Annotated in this window: 20 protein-coding genes, 1 pseudogene and 1 riboswitch; of the genes and pseudogenes, 9 read left to right on the top strand and 12 right to left on the bottom strand. The window is 60.1% G+C overall.

Annotated features, from left to right (window positions below):
• Positions 1 to 82 precede the first annotated feature (82 nt).
• The 4 genes from BMZ57_RS07230 to BMZ57_RS07215 all read right to left on the bottom strand — a co-directional run bounded on the left by BMZ57_RS07230 (position 83) and on the right by BMZ57_RS07215 (position 6,242).
• Entirely contained in the window at positions 83 to 1,447 is a 1,365-nt protein-coding gene (locus BMZ57_RS07230; RefSeq protein ID WP_010213061.1) for a DUF1329 domain-containing protein, read from the bottom strand.
• A gap of 27 nt (positions 1,448 to 1,474) precedes the next feature.
• Positions 1,475 to 3,337, bottom strand: coding sequence for a DUF1302 domain-containing protein (locus BMZ57_RS07225; protein ID WP_010213063.1), 1,863 nt, complete (start codon positions 3,335 to 3,337; stop codon positions 1,475 to 1,477).
• Between the two features lie 332 nt (positions 3,338 to 3,669).
• Positions 3,670 to 5,352 carry a fatty acid--CoA ligase gene (locus BMZ57_RS07220; RefSeq protein WP_010213065.1) on the bottom strand — a complete coding sequence of 561 codons (1,683 nt, stop codon included), beginning with the start codon at positions 5,350 to 5,352 and terminating at the stop codon, positions 3,670 to 3,672.
• 257 nt (positions 5,353 to 5,609) lie between these two features.
• Positions 5,610 to 6,242 carry a LysE family translocator gene (locus BMZ57_RS07215; RefSeq protein ID WP_010213066.1) on the bottom strand — a complete coding sequence of 211 codons (633 nt, stop codon included), beginning with the start codon at positions 6,240 to 6,242 and terminating at the stop codon, positions 5,610 to 5,612.
• An 85-nt stretch (positions 6,243 to 6,327) separates the two neighbouring features.
• Here BMZ57_RS07215 and BMZ57_RS07210 point away from each other — a divergent pair, with 85 nt between their 5' ends.
• The 3 genes from BMZ57_RS07210 to BMZ57_RS07200 all read left to right on the top strand — a co-directional run bounded on the left by BMZ57_RS07210 (position 6,328) and on the right by BMZ57_RS07200 (position 9,167).
• Positions 6,328 to 7,293, top strand: coding sequence for a 2-hydroxyacid dehydrogenase (locus BMZ57_RS07210; protein WP_010213068.1), 966 nt, complete (start codon positions 6,328 to 6,330; stop codon positions 7,291 to 7,293).
• Between the two features lie 30 nt (positions 7,294 to 7,323).
• Entirely contained in the window at positions 7,324 to 8,322 is a 999-nt protein-coding gene (locus tag BMZ57_RS07205) for a methyltransferase (RefSeq protein ID WP_010213070.1), read from the top strand.
• A gap of 50 nt (positions 8,323 to 8,372) precedes the next feature.
• Positions 8,373 to 8,494, top strand: a riboswitch (yybP-ykoY riboswitch).
• Positions 8,495 to 8,582: 88 nt separating this feature from the next.
• The gene (locus BMZ57_RS07200) at positions 8,583 to 9,167 is read left to right on the top strand and encodes a TMEM165/GDT1 family protein (protein ID WP_069673351.1); all 585 of its coding nucleotides are present in this window, start codon (positions 8,583 to 8,585) and stop codon (positions 9,165 to 9,167) included.
• 134 nt (positions 9,168 to 9,301) lie between these two features.
• Here the strand turns inward: BMZ57_RS07200 and BMZ57_RS07195 are convergent, their stop codons facing one another.
• Positions 9,302 to 10,120 (bottom strand): M48 family metallopeptidase, encoded by an 819-nt coding sequence (locus tag BMZ57_RS07195; RefSeq protein ID WP_010213075.1) that lies wholly within the window; start codon positions 10,118 to 10,120, stop codon positions 9,302 to 9,304.
• A 180-nt stretch (positions 10,121 to 10,300) separates the two neighbouring features.
• On the opposite strand from BMZ57_RS07195, the pseudogene BMZ57_RS30130 reads away from it, so the two are divergent.
• Together BMZ57_RS30130 and BMZ57_RS30125 are read left to right on the top strand one after the other, a co-directional pair.
• A pseudogene (locus BMZ57_RS30130) lies at positions 10,301 to 11,644 on the top strand (methyl-accepting chemotaxis protein); the annotation flags it as partial.
• A gap of 15 nt (positions 11,645 to 11,659) precedes the next feature.
• Positions 11,660 to 12,502, top strand: a complete 843-nt coding sequence (locus BMZ57_RS30125) for a methyl-accepting chemotaxis protein (protein WP_392397717.1) — start codon at positions 11,660 to 11,662, stop codon at positions 12,500 to 12,502.
• A 131-nt stretch (positions 12,503 to 12,633) separates the two neighbouring features.
• On the opposite strand, the gene BMZ57_RS07185 is transcribed toward BMZ57_RS30125, so the two are convergent.
• The 3 genes from BMZ57_RS07185 to BMZ57_RS07175 are packed head-to-tail and all read right to left on the bottom strand — an operon-like array spanning position 12,634 to position 13,745.
• Positions 12,634 to 13,254, bottom strand: a complete 621-nt coding sequence (locus tag BMZ57_RS07185; protein ID WP_010213077.1) for an SOS response-associated peptidase — start codon at positions 13,252 to 13,254, stop codon at positions 12,634 to 12,636.
• Positions 13,255 to 13,290: 36 nt separating this feature from the next.
• Positions 13,291 to 13,551 (bottom strand): putative signal transducing protein, encoded by a 261-nt coding sequence (locus BMZ57_RS07180; RefSeq protein WP_010213078.1) that lies wholly within the window; start codon positions 13,549 to 13,551, stop codon positions 13,291 to 13,293.
• An 11-nt stretch (positions 13,552 to 13,562) separates the two neighbouring features.
• On the bottom strand, positions 13,563 to 13,745 hold the full coding sequence (locus BMZ57_RS07175; RefSeq protein ID WP_010213079.1) for a CPXCG motif-containing cysteine-rich protein: 183 nt from the start codon (positions 13,743 to 13,745) through the stop codon (positions 13,563 to 13,565).
• A gap of 133 nt (positions 13,746 to 13,878) precedes the next feature.
• Here BMZ57_RS07175 and BMZ57_RS07170 point away from each other — a divergent pair, with 133 nt between their 5' ends.
• Positions 13,879 to 15,042, top strand: a complete 1,164-nt coding sequence (locus BMZ57_RS07170; protein ID WP_029529243.1) for a 1-acyl-sn-glycerol-3-phosphate acyltransferase — start codon at positions 13,879 to 13,881, stop codon at positions 15,040 to 15,042.
• A gap of 150 nt (positions 15,043 to 15,192) precedes the next feature.
• On the opposite strand, the gene BMZ57_RS07165 is transcribed toward BMZ57_RS07170, so the two are convergent.
• Complete coding sequence (locus tag BMZ57_RS07165) at positions 15,193 to 15,450, bottom strand: hypothetical protein (protein ID WP_010213081.1); 258 nt, start codon at positions 15,448 to 15,450, stop codon at positions 15,193 to 15,195.
• Between the two features lie 182 nt (positions 15,451 to 15,632).
• Here BMZ57_RS07165 and BMZ57_RS07160 point away from each other — a divergent pair, with 182 nt between their 5' ends.
• Positions 15,633 to 15,842, top strand: a complete 210-nt coding sequence (locus BMZ57_RS07160) for a hypothetical protein (RefSeq protein ID WP_010213082.1) — start codon at positions 15,633 to 15,635, stop codon at positions 15,840 to 15,842.
• Positions 15,843 to 15,899: 57 nt separating this feature from the next.
• Here the strand turns inward: BMZ57_RS07160 and BMZ57_RS07155 are convergent, their stop codons facing one another.
• Positions 15,900 to 16,487, bottom strand: coding sequence for a YajG family lipoprotein (locus tag BMZ57_RS07155; RefSeq protein ID WP_010213084.1), 588 nt, complete (start codon positions 16,485 to 16,487; stop codon positions 15,900 to 15,902).
• A 194-nt stretch (positions 16,488 to 16,681) separates the two neighbouring features.
• On the opposite strand from BMZ57_RS07155, the gene BMZ57_RS07150 reads away from it, so the two are divergent.
• On the top strand, positions 16,682 to 16,915 hold the full coding sequence (locus tag BMZ57_RS07150) for a hypothetical protein (protein ID WP_010213085.1): 234 nt from the start codon (positions 16,682 to 16,684) through the stop codon (positions 16,913 to 16,915).
• A 718-nt stretch (positions 16,916 to 17,633) separates the two neighbouring features.
• Positions 17,634 to 19,142 carry a malate dehydrogenase (quinone) gene (gene mqo, locus BMZ57_RS07145; protein WP_021491877.1) on the top strand — a complete coding sequence of 503 codons (1,509 nt, stop codon included), beginning with the start codon at positions 17,634 to 17,636 and terminating at the stop codon, positions 19,140 to 19,142.
• 69 nt (positions 19,143 to 19,211) lie between these two features.
• Here mqo and BMZ57_RS07140 read toward each other — a convergent pair whose 3' ends face one another.
• Together BMZ57_RS07140 and BMZ57_RS07135 are read right to left on the bottom strand one after the other, a co-directional pair.
• Positions 19,212 to 19,499, bottom strand: a complete 288-nt coding sequence (locus BMZ57_RS07140) for a PA4642 family protein (protein ID WP_003188614.1) — start codon at positions 19,497 to 19,499, stop codon at positions 19,212 to 19,214.
• Positions 19,500 to 19,690: 191 nt separating this feature from the next.
• A complete protein-coding gene (locus BMZ57_RS07135) occupies positions 19,691 to 20,176 on the bottom strand; it encodes a hypothetical protein (protein WP_010213090.1) in 486 nt (161 codons plus the stop codon).
• Positions 20,177 to 20,181 lie beyond the last annotated feature (5 nt).

Here is a 20,181-nt window from a genome sequence, read left to right as displayed (position 1 = left end):
CGGCGGATCAGTCAATGCGCTTTTTGACTGTCCCACCGCTATCGGGGGCAAGCCCCCTCCCACATTTGCAAGCTAACGCAGGTTAGCGAACACCATCCTGGCGTAGGGCCGCCGGGGTGAAGTCGCTGGTGGTGGCGGTGAAGCCAAAGTCATACGCCTGCTTCTCTTCGTTCTTCATGCCCAGCGCCAGGTAGCGGCCGGACTGCAGGTCGTAGAGGGTTTCCAGGGCGTACCACGGCACTTGCTTGTCGTAGTAGTTCTCGGCATGGGCTTCCGCCACGCGCCACAGCTGGCCACGACCGTCGTAGTGGTCGATCACGGCTGCTTGCCAGGTGTCTTCGTCAATGAAGAAGTCACGCTTGGCGTAGATGTGACGCTGGCCTTCCTTCAAGGTCGCGACCACGTGCCAGACGCGGCGTAGCTCGTAGCGGGCCAGGTCCTGGTTGATGTGGCCGGCTTTGATGATGTCGGCGTATTTGAGCTTCGGATCGTCGATCTTGTAGCTGTTGGAGGCGATGTAGATTTCTTTCTTGCCCTCCAGCTTCCAGTCGTAGCGATCCGGTGCGCCGTTATACATGTCGAGGTTGTCGGAGGTACGCAGGCCGTCGGCTGCGGTACCTGGCCCGTCATAGGACACTTGCGGCGCCCGGCGCACACGGCGCTGGCCGGCGTTGTAGACCCAGGCCGAACGCGGTTCCTTCACCTGGTCCAGGGTTTCGTGCACCAGCAGCACACCACCGGCCAGACGTGCCGGCGCGGTCACTTGCTGCTTGAAGTAAAACAGCACGTTGCCTGGGTTTTTCGGGTCGTAGTCCTTCATCTTGTCGCGGAATACAAACTGGTCACGGAAGTACACCAGGCTGTAGGAACCGTTGGTTTGCGGCGTGGCCTGGGTCACCAGACGGGTCACGCTGCCACCGCGATAACGGGTGATGTGGTTCCAGATCACCTCTACGCCGCTTTTCGGAATCGGGAACGGTACGGCGGTTTCGAAGTTTTCCAGGCCGTTACCGCCAGACACCAGGTTGGTCGTGGTGGCGTTCTTCTTGATGGAGGCAAACACATCAGCCGGCACTGTGGCACCGCGATGGGTCGGATAGACCGGCATCTTGAAGGTTTCCGGATAGCGCTTGAACATCGCGTACTGCCCCGGCGCCAGCTTGTCCTTGTATTGCTCCACGTTCGCTGCGGTGATGGTGAATTGCGGTTGTTCATTGGCGTAAGGGTTGGCCAGGAACCCACGGGCGTCGACGGCACCCGCGTTGGTCGGCAGCGGCGACCACTTAGGAATGGTGCCCGCCGCGTTACCGGCCATTTCGGCGCCCATCGGCGTCAGGGTCGTGCCCAGCTTGGCAGCTTCATCCGCCGACACCGCCGCCATGACGTTGCTCGCCAGGATCGACAGCCCAAGCACACCCACGTGCAACAGACTTTTGGTTATTTTCATGTTCTGGTCTTCCTGAAATGCGTGTGCTTAGAAGTTGGCGCCGAAGCTCAAAGCGACGAAGTCGCGGTCATCCACCGTGCTGAACTTGCCACCAAAGAAGTTGGTGTAGGCCAGGCTGGCGGTGTAGGTGTTCTGATACTCGGCATCCAGGCCCAGGCTGACTGCCTTGCGACCTTCTTCGAAGTTACCGCCAGGGCCTGGCGAATAACCTTTGACGTCATGGGACCACGCCACGTTTGGCTTGAGGTTGACGCCGGCGAACACGTCCGGGTATTCCCAGATGGCGCGAGCGCGGTAGCCCCAGGAGGTGGCGGTGGTGTAACCGTCGTTGTTGCAGTTGGTATTCAGGCTGGCGGCATTAGGCAAACCACCGCCTTGTGCTGTGGAGTTGTTGAGCGCGTTGCAGAACCCCCCTGGTAGCGAACCCGGACCAAAGACTGGGTCACGGCCATAACGTGCCTCGGATTTGCTTTCCAGCCCACCGACATGGGTCACGCCGATTTCACCGACAGTGGTCAAGCGGCTGGCGCCCATGACTTGATCGAAGAAGTGCGTGAAGGTGGTTTGGAACTGGGTGACTTCCTTGCGGTTATAACCATGCAGGTCCTGACCCGGCGTCCCTTTCAACACAGACGCATTGTTGAAGGGCGGAAGTGGCGTTACGCCGGCGAAAAGAATGTCTGTGGTGCTCAGTTGTACCGGTGCATTTGGGCGATAGCTCAACTCGCCGCTCCATGCAGTCCCCGTAGGCAGGGTAGTGGAGAAACTCAAGCCATACAGACGAATATCTTCCGGGTATTCAACGAAATAATTGGAGTTACCCGCGACCACCAACGGACGCAGCTGGGCTGGCACACCAGGCGTTGCACCGGTGTATTTCGATTGCGGTGCGCCCTGGGCACTGAAGATCGGCGCACGACTGTGGTAGTTCATGAAGTAAGCGCCGAACTCTGTATCCAGCGGCTCGAAGTTGTAATGGAACGCGACACCGAACTGACCACTGTCGCGCGCATCACGATCTGGACCACGACGCACCAATACGCCTTCGTTATTGACGTCGACGCCATTGGCGGCAAGCCCTGGCAGTACTGCGGCAGGCAGGAAGCGACGACTGTTCAACACGCGCAAATTGTCACTGCAGCCGTCGGAAATAACATCAGGCTGAGAGAAGAAAGTGCCGCAGTTATCGGTAACGGTCTGGTCCCATTCCAACTGATAGAACGCTTCCGCCGACAGGTTATCGGTCAGTGTCTGCGACACATAGAACATATTGACCGGAATCAAGCCTTCCTTGATCTCAGCCCCCGGACGACGGAACGCGGACACGTCGATCGGGTTGATCGAGTTGATGCCGCCGCCAATGAAGGTACTTTCACCCCAGCTCACCACCTGCTTGCCAAAACGTACCGACCCCGGCAAATCGGCAATGTTGTAGTTGTGGTAGATGAACGCATCGAGAATCTGCCCGCCAGAGGACTTGGCGCCCTCTTTACGGTTGTTGTCGCTGATGTCCTTGAACGGACGGCTTTCGTCCTTGAGCTCAAAGTCATACCAGTACTTGCCACGCACAAACACACCGGTATCGCCGTACTTCAGTTCCAGGTCATGAATACCCTTGAAGATCTTCGAGAACGTTTCACCGCGCTTAAAGTTGAGGTGACCGTCGTCGGAAGTTTGGGATAAGCCACGACCACCGTTGTTGACGCCAATCAGATCCTTGTTGGGCTTGGCTGTCGACCAGCTCGCCCCCACGGAAAGCGACGAGTCAAAACTCCCTTCGATTTCACCGATATTGAAACTGACGCCGAATGCGGGCCCGGCGAGCGTAGAAGCGAGACTGACGGCCAGGGGCAGTCTTGCCCGGCGCCAGAACTGGTTTACTGAGGTCATCGACGCTACTCCATGTGCATTATTGTTATGGCAGTGAGTTCTTTCTGTTGATGCGTGTAACAGCCGGAATACAACGATTCCAATGCCGCTCGGCAGCCGAGCCCTCATGGCCCGAAGCGGAACATCCTTGAAAAACTCTGAGTGGGACTATAGCCAGCAGGGGGTACTGCTTGATCCCTCTAAAGTGTGATTTGCATCACCAACCCGTCTGCCACAGTCCTTTCGCCATGTCGGCGAGGGCCGACGCGGCAAGGATGGCTGAAAATCGGCAAATCACAAGTAAAGGTGCCAGATAGAGCATTGCCGTGCCCGAGCGGGCACGGCGAGGAGGGTCAGAGGGTGGACAGGAAGGTGCTGTTGTTCGCCTGCCATTCAATGATGTCGATACGGATACGTTTTTTGTCGAGTTTTCCTACACTCGTCTTGGGAATTTCCGTAACAACGGCGATTTGGCTAGGAATCGCCCATTTGCTCAAATGGCCCAATTCCACGAACGGCTTGAGGTGTTCCTTGAGCTCGCGGGCGCCTATCACATGGCCATCACGCACCACCAGCAAGGCAAACGGGCGCTCGCCCCACTGCGGATCGGCAATGCCCACCACCGCTACTTCGCGTACCGCCGGGTGACGGCTGACCAGGTCTTCGAGGGCCAGGGAGGAGATCCACTCGCCGCCGGTCTTGATCACATCCTTGATGCGGTCGCGAATATCGATCACGCCAAATGCATCGAGGGTGGCCACGTCGCCCGTGTGCATCCAGCCGCCCGCCCACAGCTCGGCGCCCTTCTGCGGCTCGTTGTAATAACCCTCGGTCAGCCACGGCGCGCGCAGGACCAACTCGCCCTGGGACTCGCCGTCGGCGGGCAGGAAGTTACCCTCAGCGTCCATGATCGCCGCTTCCACCAATGGCCCAGGCACACCGGCCTTGATGCGGTAGGTGATGCGCTCGTCCTCGGTGCCGGCCATCAGTTCTTCGTTGAGGTGGGCGCAGGACACCAGCGGGCCTGTCTCGGACATGCCGTACGCGGCGGTCAGTTGAATCCCACGGGCCTTTGCCGCCTCATACAGCGTACGGTTGAGGGCACTGCCACCGATGACGATTTTCCAACCGCCAAAATCCACGCCTTGGGCGGCCTTGGCGTTGAGCACCATCTGCAGGATGGTCGGTACGCAGTGGGAGAAAGTGACCTTTTCCTTACGCCATAGCTCCACCAGGTATTCCGGGTCGTAGCGACCGGGGTAGACCTGCTTCAGGCCGAGCATGGTCGCCACATACGGCAAGCCCCAGGCGTGCACGTGGAACATCGGCGTGATCGGCATGTACACGTCGTTGGTGCCGAGCAATCGCACGCTGTCGACGCTGCCCATGATGGTCGCCACACCTATGGTGTGCAGCACCAACTGGCGGTGGGTGAAATACACACCCTTGGGGTTACCGGTGGTGCCGGTGGTGTAGAAGGTGGTGGCGACGGAGTTTTCGTCGAAATCCTGGAAGTCATACTTCGGGCTGGCGGCGGCGAGCAGGCTTTCGTACTCGCCCACCAGGTTGGGCAGCTCGGCAGTCTTGGAATCGCCGTCGGTGAGCAGCAGGGTCTTGTCGACCGTCGTCAGGTGCCCGGCAATCGCCTGGTAAAGCCCCACGAACTCACTGTTGACCAGCACGAAGCGGTCCTCGGCATGGTTCATGGTGTACAGGATCTGTTCCGGCGACAGGCGCACGTTGATGGTGTGGATCACCGCGCCGATCATCGGGATGGCGAACATGCATTCCAGGTAGCGATGGCTGTCCCAGTCCATCACCGCGACGGTATCACCGGCCTTGACGCCGGCCTCGGTCAGCACATTAGCCAGGCGGGCAACGCGTTCGATCAGGGTCGGGTAGGTGTAGCGCAGCTTGTCGCGGTAGACGATTTCCCGGGTCTTCTCGTAACGGGCGCCGGACATCAACAGGCGTTTGATCAACAGCGGATATTGGTACGCACCTTCGGCGGGCGGGATAACACGGGTCTGCAACATACGAATCCCTTTTATGACTGCACGGTCTTGGCTTCAAGATCTGCACTGTAGAGACCTTATGTTTCAACCAAATCAGCCAAAGGAATGATTTGCAGCCCCAATGAATGCTAGCTTTGCGCCAGCATTGAAGCCTTACCGAGCTCCAATTTGGGAGCGGGCTTGCTCGCGAATGCGGTGGATCAGTCACGCATGTGTTGACTGTCACAGCGCATTCGCGAGCAAGCCCGCTCCCACATTTGTGCGGTGCTCACTCGAGTTTACTTCATGCTGGTGAAGGCCAGTTTTACGCCAATCGCAATCAGCACAGCGCCCATGGTGCGGTCGAACCAGTGGCCCATCCGCGCAAACCCAGCGCGCACGCGCTGCTGGCTGAACAGCATCGCCACCAGACAGAACCACAGCGCCGTCGCCACTGCCAGGTACACGCCGTAACCAGCCTGGATCGCCAGCGGTGTGTGCGGGTTGATCACCACGGTGAACAACGACAGGAAGAACAGCGTGGCCTTGGGGTTCAAGCCGTTGGTCACGAAACCGGCAGTGAAGGCACCTCGCGGGGTGCGTTCGCCCGCTTCGCGGTGCAACTCGCCCTCGGCGGCAGGCTTGGCCGGCTGCGCGCGCAGGGCCTTGAAGCCGATGTACAGCAGGTAGGCGGCCGCGGCCCATTTCAGGGCGTTGAACAACACGATGGACTGGGACACGATCAAGCCGATACCGAGCAACGAATAACCCACGTGCAGGAAAATCGCCGAACCGACGCCCAGTGCAGTCCAGGTCCCGGCGCGACGGCCGTGGGTCACACTTTCACGCACCACCACCGCGAAATCCGGGCCGGGGCTGGCCACCGCCAGTAAGTGAATCAGGGCTACGGTCAAAAACTCGGCGGCGTACATGCTCACTCCCATTAAGTAACTGATTATTTCATCTGATAGGCTCGGGAGATTACGCCTTCGAACCCTGTCGCAAAAGGTACAGTTGATGACGAACAATCGCCGCGCCGTCTTTCTTGATCACCCTTCCCTGGACCTGGGGGACCTCGACCTCAGCGAGCTGCGAGACAGCTTCAGCGAGTTGCAATTGTTTGCAGACACCACGCCGCAGAACGTGATCGAACGCGTGCAAGGCGCCCACGTCGTGATCAGCAACAAAATCGCCCTCAACACAGCAACCTTGGCGGCCTGCCCGGAGCTCAAGCTGATCCTGGTGTCAGCCACCGGCACCAATAACGTCGACCTCGAAGCCGCCCGCGCCCATGGCATCACCGTGAGCAACTGCCAGGGCTATGGCACGCCTTCGGTGGCGCAGCACACGATCATGCTGTTGCTCAACCTGGCGACGCGCTTGAAGGATTATCAACGGGATGTCAGCGCCGGCAAGTGGCAGGAGGCCAAACAGTTCTGCCTGTTGGACCACCCGATTGTCGAGCTGGAAGGCAAGACCCTCGGCCTGCTCGGCCACGGTGAATTGGGCGGCGCAGTCGCGCGACTGGCTGAAGCCTTCGGCATGCGTGTCCTGCTCGGCGCTATTCCGGGACGCCCGGCCCGCGCTGACCGCGTGCCGCTGGATGAACTGCTGGCGCAGGTGGACGCGCTGACCCTGCACTGCCCACTCAACGAACACACCCGCGACTTTATCGGCGCCCGTGAACTGGCGCTGCTCAAGCCCGGCGCGTTTGTGGTCAACACCGCACGCGGTGGTTTGATCAACGAACAGGCCCTGGCCGATGCATTGCGCAGCGGTCACCTGGGTGGCGCGGCGACAGATGTACTGAGCGTAGAACCGCCGGTGCATGGCAACCCACTGCTGGCCGGCGATATCCCGCGGCTGATCGTCACCCCGCACAACGCCTGGGGCAGCCGCGAAGCGCGCCAACGCATCGTCGGCCAACTGGCGGAAAACGCCCGTGGCTTTTTCAACGGGGCCCCGCTGCGCGTCGTCAGTTGATAAACTGCGCCCCTTTTCAAGGAGCAGACCATGGATCCGCGCAGTGAAGTACTGCTTCGTCAGGCCGAACTTTTTCAAGGCAACCTGCTGTTGGTGGGCTTGCCTGCCGACGACCTGCTCGGCCGACTGCCCAACGCCCACGGCTGGAGCTGGCATGCCGGCGACCAGGCGGCGCTAGATGCACGCTTCGCCGAGCGCAGCCACTTTGGTGTGAACGTGCCGGAGCGCGCATTTGATGCGGCGGTGATCTTCCTGCCCAAGTCCAAGGACCTCACCGACTACCTGCTCAACGCCGTGGCTGCACGCTTGCCCGCCGCCGAATTGTTTCTGGTCGGCGAGAAAAAAGCCGGCATCGAAAGCGCCGCCAAGCAGATGATCCCTTTCGGCAAACCGCGCAAGCTCGACAACGCGCGGCATTGCCAGCTGTGGCAGGTCACCGTGGCCAACGCGCCCCAAGCCGTCGAGCTGGAAAGCCTGGCACAGGTCTTCGAGGTGCCGCTGGCTGAAGGTCCGCTGAAGGTGTTGAGCCTGCCGGGCGTGTTCAGCCACGGTCGACTGGATCGCGGCACCGAGTTGTTGCTGGAGCACCTGGACAAGCTGCCAAGCGGCCATCTGTTGGATTTCGGTTGCGGCGCTGGCGTGCTGGGGGCGGCGGTCAAACGTCGCTACCCGCACAACACAGTGACGATGCTAGATGTGGACGCCTTTGCCGCTGCCAGCAGCCGCCTGACCCTGGCCGCTAACGGCTTGGAAGCCGAGGTGCTGACCGGTGATGGCATCGATGCGGCCCCGATGGGGTTGAACGCGATTTTAAGCAACCCGCCGTTCCATGTCGGGGTGCACACCGACTATTTCGCCACCGAAAACTTGCTGCGAAAAGCGGCGAAACACCTGGCAAAAGGCGGCGAACTGCGCTTGGTCGCTAACAGTTTCCTGAAGTACCAACCGCTGATCGAAGAGCACTTGGGCGTGTGCGCGATCAAGGCCGAGGGCAACGGTTTCCGCATCTACCGTGCAAAGCGCGGCTGACGGGCGTTTGAAAAAGAAGGCTTGCCGAATGGATTTTGCCTAGGCAGAATCCGCTCCGTCCTAGGGGAGTAGTCTCCCACGAGCGCCACGCTCGTCCGGCATACGTCAACATACTTGGTCAGCAGACCATGGCGTATGCGACCCAGGAGTCCGCACAGACGGACCGGGGTTTGACAAGACCTATGACACGCACACCTTACCCGGGGCGGGAAGGCTGTACGTGTCATAGCCGTGTCGACCCGCCCCTGGAAACCTACCTGATGCTGGATTCATTGCTCGTTCCTACCGCAATCGTTGCCTTGGCCGAAATCGGCGACAAGACGCAACTGCTCGCGCTCATCCTTGCCGCACGCTTTCGCAAACCCTGGCCGATCATCGCCGGCATCGTTGCCGCGACCCTGGCCAACCACGCGGCCGCCGGTGCCGTGGGGGCCTGGTTTGGGAGTTTCTTCTCGGATGCGGTGTTGCACTGGATCCTCGCGGCGAGCTTCTGCGCCACGGCGCTGTGGACCCTGGTGCCGGACAAACTCGACGATGACGAAGCCAGCACCACGCGCAAATTCGGCCCGTTCCTGACCACGCTGATCGCGTTCTTCCTTGCGGAAATCGGTGACAAGACGCAGATCGCCACGGTGATGCTGGCGGCGCAGTATCCGGAGTTGTGGCTGGTGATTATCGGCACCACCCTGGGCATGCTGATTGCCAACGTGCCGGTGGTCTTGGCGGGGAATTTTGCGGCGGAAAAACTACCGTTGACCTTGATTCGTCGACTGGCGGCAACAGCGTTCTTCATCCTGGCGATCGTGGCGGTGTACAGGGCCATGCAGAGCAGTGGCTGGATCTAAATCTGTAAACCCAATCAAATGCGGGAGCGGGCTTGCTCGCGAATACGGAGTGTCAGTCACTGATTATTTGACTGATCCAACGCCTTCGCGAGCAAGCCCGCTCCCCCATTTAGACCTTCACCAGATCTTTAGGCTCAGGATTTCTTGGCCTGTTGGTACAGCGGCATCACCTTCGGAATCGCCGCCTGCAACGAGGCGATTCGGCTGTCGGAGGCCGGGTGAGTACTCATGAACTCCGGCGGTGCACCTTCCGAGGCTTTAGCCATCTTGTTCCACAACGTAATGGCGGCGTTCGGGTTATAGCCGGCGCGGGCCGACAGTTCCAGGCCGATCAGGTCTGCCTCGTTTTCGTTGCTGCGGCTGTTGGGCAAGGTCATGCCGTAGTTTGCCACGGTATCGGCCAGTGCCAGACTGTCCTGGCCGAGGCCGAACAATGCACCAGCGCCCTGCTTCGCCATCTCGATCCCGTAGGCCTTGGACATGGCTTCACGGCCGTGTTCACGCAAGGCGTGGGCGATTTCATGGCCCATCACGGCAGCCAGTTCGTCATCGGTGAGCTTGAGGTTGTCGATCAACGCGCTGTACACGAAGATCTTGCCGCCAGGCCCGCAGTTGGCGTTCATCTCGTCGCTCTTGATCAGGTTCACTTCCCACTTCCACTGTGCGGCATCCGCACGAAAGGTCGGCGCCTGGGCAATCAAGCGGTTGGCGATGGCCTGCACGCGCTTGGCGTTGGCGCTGGTCTTGTCCAATTGGCCCTTGCTACTGGCTTCGCCCAACGTCTGTTGGTAGGACTGGGCATACATCTGGTCGACTTCCTGGCTCGACAGCATGCTGAACATGTACTGCTTGCGCTCTACCCCAACGGCGCCGCCGCTGGTGGTGTTGACCGACTGACACCCAGCCAGCAGCATCGCTGCCACCAACCCACTTACCACCAATGATTTCTTCATCAACACTCTCCCTGAAAGACGCCCTTAAAACATGGCGCGTATCGTAGGCGCACATTTGTATCCGCGCCAGATACACCAGACGTGTAACCGAAGAATTTCGGATACACCCTACCTGCCCCAACAACGGCGGCGGGCATTCCATTTGCGACACCCCGAAGATTTTTGCAGGACACCCCCCTAATGCCCTGCACACCCGTGGCCGATACAAAAAGGCGGACTATCTCCCCTGCGCCCGGAGCCTTCATGAAATTCAAGTCGATCCAATTTTCTGTCGCGGCATTGGCCGGGGCCATTGTCCTGAGCGTGGTCGCGGTGCTGGTGCTGTACGCATTGTTTGCGGGAGCGCGGACCCAAGAGATGGTGCAGGATCGCACCCAGGTGCAATTCGAACAGATTATCGAACAGCGCCTGACCGCCCTGGCGCAGACCCAGGCCACCTTGATCCAGCGCGAACTGGAAGCACCACTGGTGACCGCCAAGAGCCTGGCCACCGCCAACGCCCTGCTCGGCATGAAAGACGCCAAGGGCGAGCCGGCCCTGCAAGTCAGCCGCGAGCAACTGATCAACCTGCTGCATGAAACCGTGGTGCGCAACCCGAAGATCCTCGGCGCCTACATCGGCTGGGAGCCCAACGCGATCGACCACAACGACGCGGCCTACGTGAACAGCCCCATTGTCGGCATGGCCGCCGACGGACGCTTCCTACCTTGGTGGTACCGCAACGCCGATGGCAGCCTGGGCCTGGACAAGCTCGCCGACGTCAACGACCAGAACATCCTCTCCACCGGCGTGCGCGCCAGCGAGTACTACCTGTGCTCGAAGGAAAACAAAAAAGCCTGCGCCATCGATCCCGCCCCTTACAAGGTGGGCAATGCAATGGTGATGCTGGCTTCGTTCATTGAGCCGATCATGATCGACGGCGCGTTCCAGGGCATCGTCGGCGCCGACCTGTCGGTGAACTTCATCCAGGACATGCTCACCAGCGCCGATCAAAAGCTCTACAACGGTGCCGGTGAAATGGCGCTGATCTCCAGCAATGGCCGCCTGGTGGCCTATACCAAGGACGCCAGCAAACTCGGCGAAAAAGCCAGTGACCTGCTCGACAGCAACGAATTGACCAACCTCAACCAGTTGAAAGCCGGTGAAGTACGTTACGACATCGACAAGGAACACGGGCATATCGAACTGTTCCTGCCGTTCACTATTGGCCAGGCCGACGCACGCTGGACGCTGATGCTGCAACTGCCGCTCAGCGCAGTGATGGCCGATTCCCAGAAGCTGCAAAGCGACCTGGAGGCCCAGCGCAAGACCGACATTTTCGGCATGACCATCGCCGGTCTGCTGATCGCCGGTATCGGCTTGCTGGTGATCTGGCTGGTCGGCCACGGCATCGCCCGCCCGCTCAAGCAAATGGTCGCGATGCTCAATGACATCGCCCAAGGCGAAGGCGACCTGACGCGGCGCCTGACCAGTGACCGCGCCGATGAACTGGGCGCGATCGCCAACGGCTTCAACACCTTCTTGATCAAGCTGCAAGGCATGATCACCCAGGTGGTGAGTTCGGTGCAGAAGGTCAGCGACTCATCGGAACACACCGCCGACATTGCGATCCGCACCAACCAGGGCGTGCATAAGCAGATGGTTGAAATCGATCAGGTGGCCACCGCCGTGCATGAGATGACCGCCACTGCGCAAGACGTTGCACGCAACGCCACCCAGGCCGCCCAAGCCGCCAGCCATGCCGACCAAGCCGCGAGCCAAGGCATGCGCATTGTGCGCGACACCTCCACGTCCATCGGCGCACTGGCTGAAGAAATCGGCAAAGCGGTGAGCGTGGTGCAAACCCTGGCCAAGGACAGCGAGAACATCAACGCCATCCTCACCGCGATTCGCGGGATTGCCGAACAGACCAACCTGCTGGCGCTCAACGCCGCCATCGAGGCGGCGCGGGCCGGCGAGCAAGGCCGTGGGTTTGCCGTGGTCGCCGACGAAGTGCGCAACCTGGCGCAGAAGACCCAGAAGGCCACCGAAGAAATCCAGACCATGATCCAGCAGTTGCAGCAAGGCACCCGGGACGTGGTGCGGGTGATGGAGGACAGCCAGAGCCGCACCGATGAAAGCGTGCAACACGCGGCCAAGGCGGCTGAAGCGCTGGAAACGATCACCCAGGCAGTGTCGGTGATCAACGACATGAACACCCAGATCGCCAGTGCCGCCGAGGAACAGAGCGCGGTGGCCGAGGACATCAATCGCAATGTGATCAATATCGGCCAGGTGGCCAATGAAGTGGCAGGCGGCGCGGATGAATCCAGCGCGGCCAGTGCGGATTTGACCAAGCTGGCGGAGCAGCAGCGGCGGTTGATCAATCAGTTCAAGGTTTAGGGATTTGCGGCGGTATTGAGGCCGCCTTCGCGAGCATGCCCGCTCCCACATTTAACTGTATTCACTATTCCAAATGTGGGAGCGGGCTTGCTCGCGAAGAGGCCAGTGAAGACCACAGACAGCCAATAGGCTCAAGCCGGGGTCAGGCACTCCGGCCCATTGAGCTTGGGATCATTGACCATGTTGGCCAGGACCCGCTCGCGCAACGCGGTGGGTTCACTGGCCAATAGACCTTGCAACACATGCAACGGTGTCTCGGGGTTGAGCCAGGCCTCCTGCCCGGCCTCATCCAGAATCAGCGGGCGACGCTGAGCCTGGGCAGCCTGGGTCACCACCGCCGTACTCAGCCACACTTGCTCCTGCACCGGATACGCTTCCCAGATCGCGGCGAAAAACAATGTGGAACCCTCCCCCGGCGTCAGCCAGTACGGGCGTTTGCGCTGCGTACCGCGCCACTCGTAGAACCCATTCGCGGGCAGCAGGCAGCGGCGCTGGCGGAACGCTTCGCGAAACATAGGCTGTTCGGCCAGGGTTTCGGCGCGGGCATGGGCGGGTGTGCGCGAAAGATCGGTCAACCACGGCGGCGTAAGGCCCCAGCGGGCGCGGGCCAGGGTGCGCTGGCCGGCGGTGGCGCGCTGGATCAGCACCGAATCATTCGGGGAGATGTTCCACTGCGCCTGCTGATCGGCCGGGAAGCCCGGTAAGGCAGCAAAGGCGGGATTCCAGCGAAACAGGGCATAACGTCCACACATGGGGCAACACGACTCTTGGATAAACCGACCGACAGCCTAACAGACCAGCACGTCGGGGAAGCTGTCGGGTTCGTCACCCGGCACCGGCTGAGCACCGATATAGGCGGTAATCAGCTCGCGGGCCTCCATGGCCCGGTCATTGTCCACCTCCAGACCCAACAGGCCGAAAATGGGCAATTCGCCAGTGCCGCCGAGCAAATGACGGCCCACCAGATGCGACTCGATACCCTCACTGGCGAGCATCTGTTGCAGCAGCTCGCCTTCCATCAGGTTTTCCGGTTCGTAGATTCGCTGCATGGATGTATCCGTTATTCGTTTTCGCTTCGGGTTTCGAGCATCCACTCTTCCCCATGCACCTGCAGATCGAAAATGATCGGCCGGCAACACACCTGGCAGTCTTCTATATAGGTCTGGTCACCACCGGACAAGTCCACCGTTGTCTCAACCACTTCACCACAATAAGGACAATCGTACGTCGCGTTTTCCAGCATCGCAGCCTCCAAGGTGACTTGTGCGTATAATCGCCGGTCTATTTACAGGGTTATATTTCGGCTGAGCCCATTACTCAGGCCGCACCCTGGTATTTCCTTTACTTACCCTAGCCGTTTCTAACAAGAGAGCATGATGGGCGAATTCGATACCATCCGACCTTACAACGACAGCGAAGTCCCGGCAGTGCTGGCGCGTCTGTTCAGTGACAAGGCCTTTCTGGACATCCTGACCCACTTCCGCTTCCCGCGCTTTGCCGGCGCCCTGGGCTGGCTGCTCAAGCCAATGATCGCCCGCAAACTACGCCGTGAGTTCGCCGGCGTCACCACCGTGGCTACGCTGCAGGACAAAGTCGAGTACTACGTCGACCACACCATCGACCGGGCGACCGACGGCGTGACCTACACCGGCGTCGAGCAGCTCAAGTCCGGCACGGCCTACCTGTTCCTGGCCAACCACCGCGATATCGTGATGGACCCGGCCTTCGTCAATTACGCCGTGTACCACGCCGGCCTGCCGACGCCACGCATCGCCATCGGTGACAACCTGCTGCAAAAGCCGTTCGTCAGCGACCTGATGCGCCTGAACAAGAGCTTCATCGTGCACCGCTCGATCACCGGGCGAAAGGAGAAGATGGCGGCGTATCAGCTGCTGTCGGCGTATATCAACCATTCGATCCGCAACGACGGTGCGTCGATCTGGATTGCCCAGGCCGAAGGGCGCGCCAAGGATGGGGATGATCGCACCGAGTCGGCGATCCTCAAGATGTTCCATGTCAGCCGCAAGGATGAGCCGTTTGCCGAGGTGATCCAGTCGTTGAACCTGACGCCGGTGTCCATCAGCTACGAATACGACCCGTGCGACTCAGCCAAGGCCCGCGAGCTGTACATCCGCGCCACCACCGGCACCTACAGCAAGGCGCCGGGCGAGGATGACGTGAGCATTGCCCTTGGCATTACAGGCTACAAGGGCCGGGTCCACATCAACTTCGCGCCGCCGATCACTGAGCGTTTCGAAGATACCAAGGTGTTGGCCGCAGAAATGGACCGGCAGATTCTCGGTGGTTATCGGTTATTCCCGGTGCATTACCTGGCTTATGCTCAATGGAGCGAGGCGGACCCGCAATTGCAGGTGCCGACAGCGGCCGAGGTGTTCCCGGCCGATGAGCTGGCCAAGGCGAAGACGGAATGGGAGCGGCGCTTGAACGAATGCCCGGCCGAACACCGACCGTTCCTGGTGGTGCAATATGCGACGCCGGTGCGCAACCAGTATCGCGTAAAAGCTGGAATCCCTCTTTAAACGCCGATCAAACATGTGGGATCTGGCTTGTGTGGGGAGCCGGGCTTGCCCGCGATGCAGGCACCTCGGTATATCAATCGCACCGAGGTGATGCTATCGCAGGCAAGCCAGCTCCCACACTAGCCCGCACACATTCGTTTCGCGATGTTTTCAGAGGTGGGTGCTGAGCCAGGAAGTGACCAACGCCAACCCCAGGCAGGCAAACCCAATGCGGTAAGCCAGACGATGCGCCCGTTCGGTGCGTACATCCAGAAACAACATCGGCTGGTCGATCGCGCGATCTTCGCCTTGCGCGGTCAGGTCGGCCATCGCGCGCTGCTCGCGCAGGCGGGTAATGAACAGCAGCGCCGCCCCCGTGCAGGCCACTAGTAAAGCCAGAACATTGATCAGTAGTGCGGGCAGCGCCATCGCAAACCTCAGTAAGACAGTGTCTTGGTATCGGTTCAGATACAAACCTGAACGATAGTGGCCTCCCGCGCCGTAAATGCTCCCTCCCCCGTTAACGGCTAATGTATCCAGTAATTTACGCCGTCACCTGAACGTCACCTTAACAAGCCACTCTGTTGCCCTTCGACGCTTAGGAGCTTGTCATGCTGCACGCACAAAACCAGGATCGGCTGTACCTGATCACCCAAAGTGATGAGCAAGAAGCACTGGTTGGCAGCCTGGCCTTCAACGTCCAGGATCGCCACTGGCTGGTGTATTGCGCCCTCGGCGGACACCAGCATGCAGACCTGCCGGAGACCGATCTGCTGACGGGGGTGAGCATGCTGGATTTCTGTATCGACACCGCCGCGTGAAACTGGAGGCGAAAAAAAGCCGGGCTCATCACTGGGCCCGGCTTTTTGCTGAATCGGTTATTGCGAGCTGAGCAACGAACCGATGCTTGGGTCCTTGAACAGGCGGGTCAAGGCGTCGCTGAGGACGTCGCTGACCAGCTTGGTGTTGGTTTCCTGGTTAGGTGACATGCCGAAGCGCTGGTTCAGGGACGCACCGTAACGACCGCTGTAGCGACGGGTGCCGGCGTTGACATCGGACTTGAAGGTCGCGCCGATGGACGCTTCGGTCACGTACAGGCCATCTTTAGGCGACTGATACTTCAGTTCGGCCAGGGTGATGGTCAACTGCGGCGCACCCGGTGCGTTGGCGCTTGGGGTGAACCCCAGCAGACGCACGGCGGCTTCAGCCTGGGCCTGCAGCTTGGGCAGTACGTCCTGGGCATTCACCGAGACCAGGGCGGTTTCCGGGTACAGGCCACCGCGCGAGCCGAGGGTCGGCGACGGACGACCATCCACCACACGCACCGACACCGGCTGGCCGTGGCCCACAGGCGCCAGCTGCGTGGTGATTTTCGGTTCCGGGGTCAGTTGTTGCGGGCTGTTGGCGCAGCCAACCAGGGTCAAACTGGTCACAGTGATCAAACCGAACAACAGGCGTTGCAACATGCTCTTCTCTCCAGAAATCAGGTACCGACAGGCGGGCAGTATAGCGGTGCGCCTGTGCCAGGAACTAGCGCCAGTTACAACCTGAGACCTGCGCGGCCTGTCGCGGTTCGGTGTCACTGATATGTCATGGCCGATACACAAGCTCGTCATGCCCGACCGACATGCTAGGCCCCAATCTCAGGAGGTCAGACACCATGCATTTTCTCTGGTCATTGTTTACGCGCAAGCCCGCCCTTCGTCAGTTCGCCCTGCTCGATGCGCAAGGTCGTTGCCAGGCCTTCAAAGAATGCAGCCAGCCGCCGGTAGGGGACGGATGGGTGGAAATCGATGAAATCCGCCTGAGCTGGATGCACCACCCGCTACCGGCCCGCGCACGCGTCAGCCCGCGTCCTGCGCGGTCGCCCCGGCACCAGCCGTTGGCCGCCTGACCGAACGCCTAATAAAAGTCATAAAACACGCCCATTTCCCTGGCGTTCTTCGCTACAATCTCCCCCCGATTATAAGGACGTCTCCTGATCGGGCCTCGCAGCATCGTTATTGCCACGGCACTAACCCCCAAATCGCCCACAGAGAGCCGCCCACACAGATCGAGTGAAGCTGGCGTGCTTGCTGTTTTCCCTGCAAACCCTCCGCCTTTACCGAATCTGCCAGAGCTGCCATTGCGCTCGGCCACTTGAGTTGTTTGCCCGTTTTGCCGCGTGTCGGCTAGGGGCCAGGTGCCAGGCTGGGGCAGCCCTTTTTTGAGGTTCACGTCTTCAAAAGAGCGTGAAAAAACGGGTTTTCACAACTTCACAAGAGTGTGGCGAGCAAATGAATAGTTTGGCGTTTGTACAAGCACCATCAGCGTCTGGAACAGCCCAACCACACAGGACCGAGCACGTTTTAAAAACCGGAGCTTGAGCCTGTCCGCTACGGATTGATTGCATGAATCGCACGCTTTGACCATAAGTCGAATTGCCACAGGCGCCCATGAATGCGTTCATAGGCAGATTAGCCCGGCAGGAAGCGCGCGCTGAACATGCAAAGAATTGCGAATCGGACATGGCGATCCTGGCCATGGGTAATCTGGGGCAACACGTGAATCGCCCCGTCACTCCTGGCAGCCATGCCGTCAATTTGGTGCTGCAGATTTTGGAGACGCGTTAAATGGCGCATAACGAAGCAGTCGACGTAGTACTGGTAGGGGCCGGCATCATGAGTGCCACCCTGGCCGTACTGCTCAAAGAGCTCGACCCCGGCCTCAAGCTGGAAGTCGTTGAGCTGATGGATTCGGGTGCCGCGGAAAGTTCCAACCCGTGGAACAACGCCGGGACCGGCCACGCCGGGCTGTGTGAGCTGAACTACACGCCCCAGGCCGCCGATGGCTCCATCGACATCAAGAAAGCCGTGCACATCAACACCCAGTTCGAGGTGTCGAAGCAGTTCTGGGCGTACCTGACCAAAAAGGGCACCTTTGGCTCGTCCAAGTCCTTCATCAGCCCGGTGCCGCACCTGAGCTTCGTGCAGGGCGAAAAAGGCGTGGACTTCCTCAAGAAGCGCTTTGAAACCCTCAGCCAGCACCACGCGTTTTCGGACATGCACTACACCGAAGACCGTAGCGAAATGGCCGAGTGGATGCCGCTGATGATGCCGGGCCGCTCGCTCGACGAAAAAATCGCAGCCACCCGCGTCATGAACGGTACCGACGTCAACTTCGGCGCACTGACCAACCAACTGCTCAGCCACCTGACCAGTTCGCCAGACGCCCAGGTCAAGTACAGCAAGCGTGTGACCGGCCTCAAGCGCAACGGCACAGGCTGGACCGTGAGCATCAAGGATGTGAACAGCGGCAACAGCCGTGACGTGGACGCCAAGTTCGTGTTCCTCGGCGCCGGTGGCGCAGCCCTGCCGCTGCTGCAAGCCTCGGGCATCGAAGAAAGCAAAGGCTTTGGCGGCTTCCCGGTCAGCGGCCAATGGCTGCGTTGCGACAACCCGGAAGTGGTCAAGCACCACCAGGCCAAGGTCTACAGCCAGGCTGCCGTAGGTTCGCCGCCGATGTCCGTGCCGCACCTGGACACCCGTGTGGTGGATGGCAAGAAATCCCTGCTGTTCGGGCCATACGCCGGCTTCACCACCAAGTTCCTCAAGCACGGCTCGTTCCTCGACCTGCCGATGTCGATTCGCGCCGGCAACATCGGCCCGATGCTGGCTGTGGCCCGCGACAACATGGACCTGACCAAGTACCTGGTCAGCGAAGTGCGCCAATCCATGGAGCAGCGCCTGGAGTCCCTGCGTCGCTTCTATCCGGAGGCGAAAGCCGAGGACTGGCGCCTGGAAGTGGCCGGTCAACGGGTGCAGATCATCAAGAAAGACCCGAAGAAAGGCGGCGTGCTGCAATTCGGTACCGAACTGGTCGCGGCCAAAGACGGCTCGCTGGCCGCCCTGCTGGGCGCGTCTCCGGGTGCTTCGGTGACCGTTTCGATCATGCTGGAGCTGATCGAGAAGTGCTTCCCAAGCAAAGCCGCAGGTGAATGGGCCGCCAAGTTGCAGGAAATTTTCCCGGCGCGGGAAAAGGTTCTGGAAACGGACGCGGAGCTGTATCGCAAGATCAACACGCAGAACAACATCAGCCTGGAACTGGTTGCACCTGCCGCCGAGACTGAAAGCTACGCTTGAAGTCGTGACGCCATAAAAAACGCCCCGCTCTCGTGATGAGAACGGGGCGTTTTTGTGTGCCTCGAATAATCAGCCGCGGGCGTTATCGATCAGCTCGATATACTCGGCGGCATTACGCTGGTCCTTGATCAGGTCCACGAAGGTCTGCCCATGCTCATCCTTGCCGTCGAGGTCCAGGCCAGCTTCCTTGAAAAAGCCCAGGAACCGTTCGAAGTCGTCGATACGCAGGCCACGGTAGGCCTTGATCAGTTTGTGCAGGGACGGTGAAGTCGCATCGACCGGCTCGAAGTCCAGGAACAACTTGATCTGATCGTCGCCGATCTCGTCGCCAATCACCTGTTTCTTATCTTTACGCATTACCGACTCCAGCCTGCAGACATTACACGGGAAAAGCAGTTTACCTGCGGCACGCCAGCTTCGGAAGCGACGCAGAACCAATGTGGGAGCGGGCTTGCCCGCGAATGCGGTGGGTCAGTCAACTTACCTTTAACTGATACTCCGCTTTCACGAGCAAGCCCGCTCCCACATGTGGTAATGCTGGGTTCTCACTACCGTGCGCGAACAGCACCGGTGTGTAAGTCGGCCCAGATATGCCCATTGGCATAACTGAGAAACTGTACATACACCGTGTCATTGCGCAGCAAGTCGACGATCACTCTGTACTGAGCCACCGGGTAGGACAAGGTGAGGGTCTTGCTCTTATCGTCGTACACCGGTTTTTTCAGGCTTTTGCTTTCGGCATCGAAGTTGAGCACCACCTGGCTGATGGTCGCGCCTTTGTTCAGGGATTTGCCCTTGAGGCGGATCATCAGCGGCGAGGTCACCGGAATCGGTTGCTGGCTGGATTGGCGTTGATTACCCACCACCACAGCGTACTCATTAACTTGCAGCAGTTGCTGCTGGTCCGGGGTTTCCGCGCGCAGGGTCAGGTCGTCCGAGGGCAGGAACTGGCTGTGCATCGGTGCAGGCGCCGCGGCCAGCGGCAGGCTGAGGGTCAGCGCCAGGACGGCGCAGGTGCGTATCAACAGGCTCATGGGCC

The sequence above is a fragment of the Pseudomonas simiae genome (assembly GCF_900111895.1).
Taxonomy (GTDB): Bacteria; Pseudomonadota; Gammaproteobacteria; order Pseudomonadales; family Pseudomonadaceae; genus Aquipseudomonas; species Aquipseudomonas simiae.
Note: the sequence above shows the minus strand (reverse complement) of the source record. Positions and strands in the feature narration are given on the sequence as shown.

Excerpts from the sequence above, each read along its gene's own strand:
- BMZ57_RS07230 (WP_010213061.1), bottom strand. The coding sequence starts at position 1,447 with ATGAAAATAACCAAAAGTCTGTTGCACGTGGGTGTGCTTGGGCTGTCG.
- BMZ57_RS07225 (WP_010213063.1), bottom strand. The coding sequence starts at position 3,337 with ATGACCTCAGTAAACCAGTTCTGGCGCCGGGCAAGACTGCCCCTGGCC.
- BMZ57_RS07220 (WP_010213065.1), bottom strand. The coding sequence starts at position 5,352 with ATGTTGCAGACCCGTGTTATCCCGCCCGCCGAAGGTGCGTACCAATAT.
- BMZ57_RS07215 (WP_010213066.1), bottom strand. The coding sequence starts at position 6,242 with ATGTACGCCGCCGAGTTTTTGACCGTAGCCCTGATTCACTTACTGGCG.
- BMZ57_RS07210 (WP_010213068.1), top strand. The coding sequence starts at position 6,328 with ATGACGAACAATCGCCGCGCCGTCTTTCTTGATCACCCTTCCCTGGAC.
- BMZ57_RS07205 (WP_010213070.1), top strand. The coding sequence starts at position 7,324 with ATGGATCCGCGCAGTGAAGTACTGCTTCGTCAGGCCGAACTTTTTCAA.
- BMZ57_RS07200 (WP_069673351.1), top strand. The coding sequence starts at position 8,583 with ATGCTGGATTCATTGCTCGTTCCTACCGCAATCGTTGCCTTGGCCGAA.
- BMZ57_RS07195 (WP_010213075.1), bottom strand. The coding sequence starts at position 10,120 with ATGAAGAAATCATTGGTGGTAAGTGGGTTGGTGGCAGCGATGCTGCTG.
- BMZ57_RS30125 (WP_392397717.1), top strand. The coding sequence starts at position 11,660 with ATGATCACCCAGGTGGTGAGTTCGGTGCAGAAGGTCAGCGACTCATCG.
- BMZ57_RS07185 (WP_010213077.1), bottom strand. The coding sequence starts at position 13,254 with ATGTGTGGACGTTATGCCCTGTTTCGCTGGAATCCCGCCTTTGCTGCC.
- BMZ57_RS07180 (WP_010213078.1), bottom strand. The coding sequence starts at position 13,551 with ATGCAGCGAATCTACGAACCGGAAAACCTGATGGAAGGCGAGCTGCTG.
- BMZ57_RS07175 (WP_010213079.1), bottom strand. The coding sequence starts at position 13,745 with ATGCTGGAAAACGCGACGTACGATTGTCCTTATTGTGGTGAAGTGGTT.
- BMZ57_RS07170 (WP_029529243.1), top strand. The coding sequence starts at position 13,879 with ATGGGCGAATTCGATACCATCCGACCTTACAACGACAGCGAAGTCCCG.
- BMZ57_RS07165 (WP_010213081.1), bottom strand. The coding sequence starts at position 15,450 with ATGGCGCTGCCCGCACTACTGATCAATGTTCTGGCTTTACTAGTGGCC.
- BMZ57_RS07160 (WP_010213082.1), top strand. The coding sequence starts at position 15,633 with ATGCTGCACGCACAAAACCAGGATCGGCTGTACCTGATCACCCAAAGT.
- BMZ57_RS07155 (WP_010213084.1), bottom strand. The coding sequence starts at position 16,487 with ATGTTGCAACGCCTGTTGTTCGGTTTGATCACTGTGACCAGTTTGACC.
- BMZ57_RS07150 (WP_010213085.1), top strand. The coding sequence starts at position 16,682 with ATGCATTTTCTCTGGTCATTGTTTACGCGCAAGCCCGCCCTTCGTCAG.
- mqo (WP_021491877.1), top strand. The coding sequence starts at position 17,634 with ATGGCGCATAACGAAGCAGTCGACGTAGTACTGGTAGGGGCCGGCATC.
- BMZ57_RS07140 (WP_003188614.1), bottom strand. The coding sequence starts at position 19,499 with ATGCGTAAAGATAAGAAACAGGTGATTGGCGACGAGATCGGCGACGAT.
- BMZ57_RS07135 (WP_010213090.1), bottom strand. The coding sequence starts at position 20,176 with ATGAGCCTGTTGATACGCACCTGCGCCGTCCTGGCGCTGACCCTCAGC.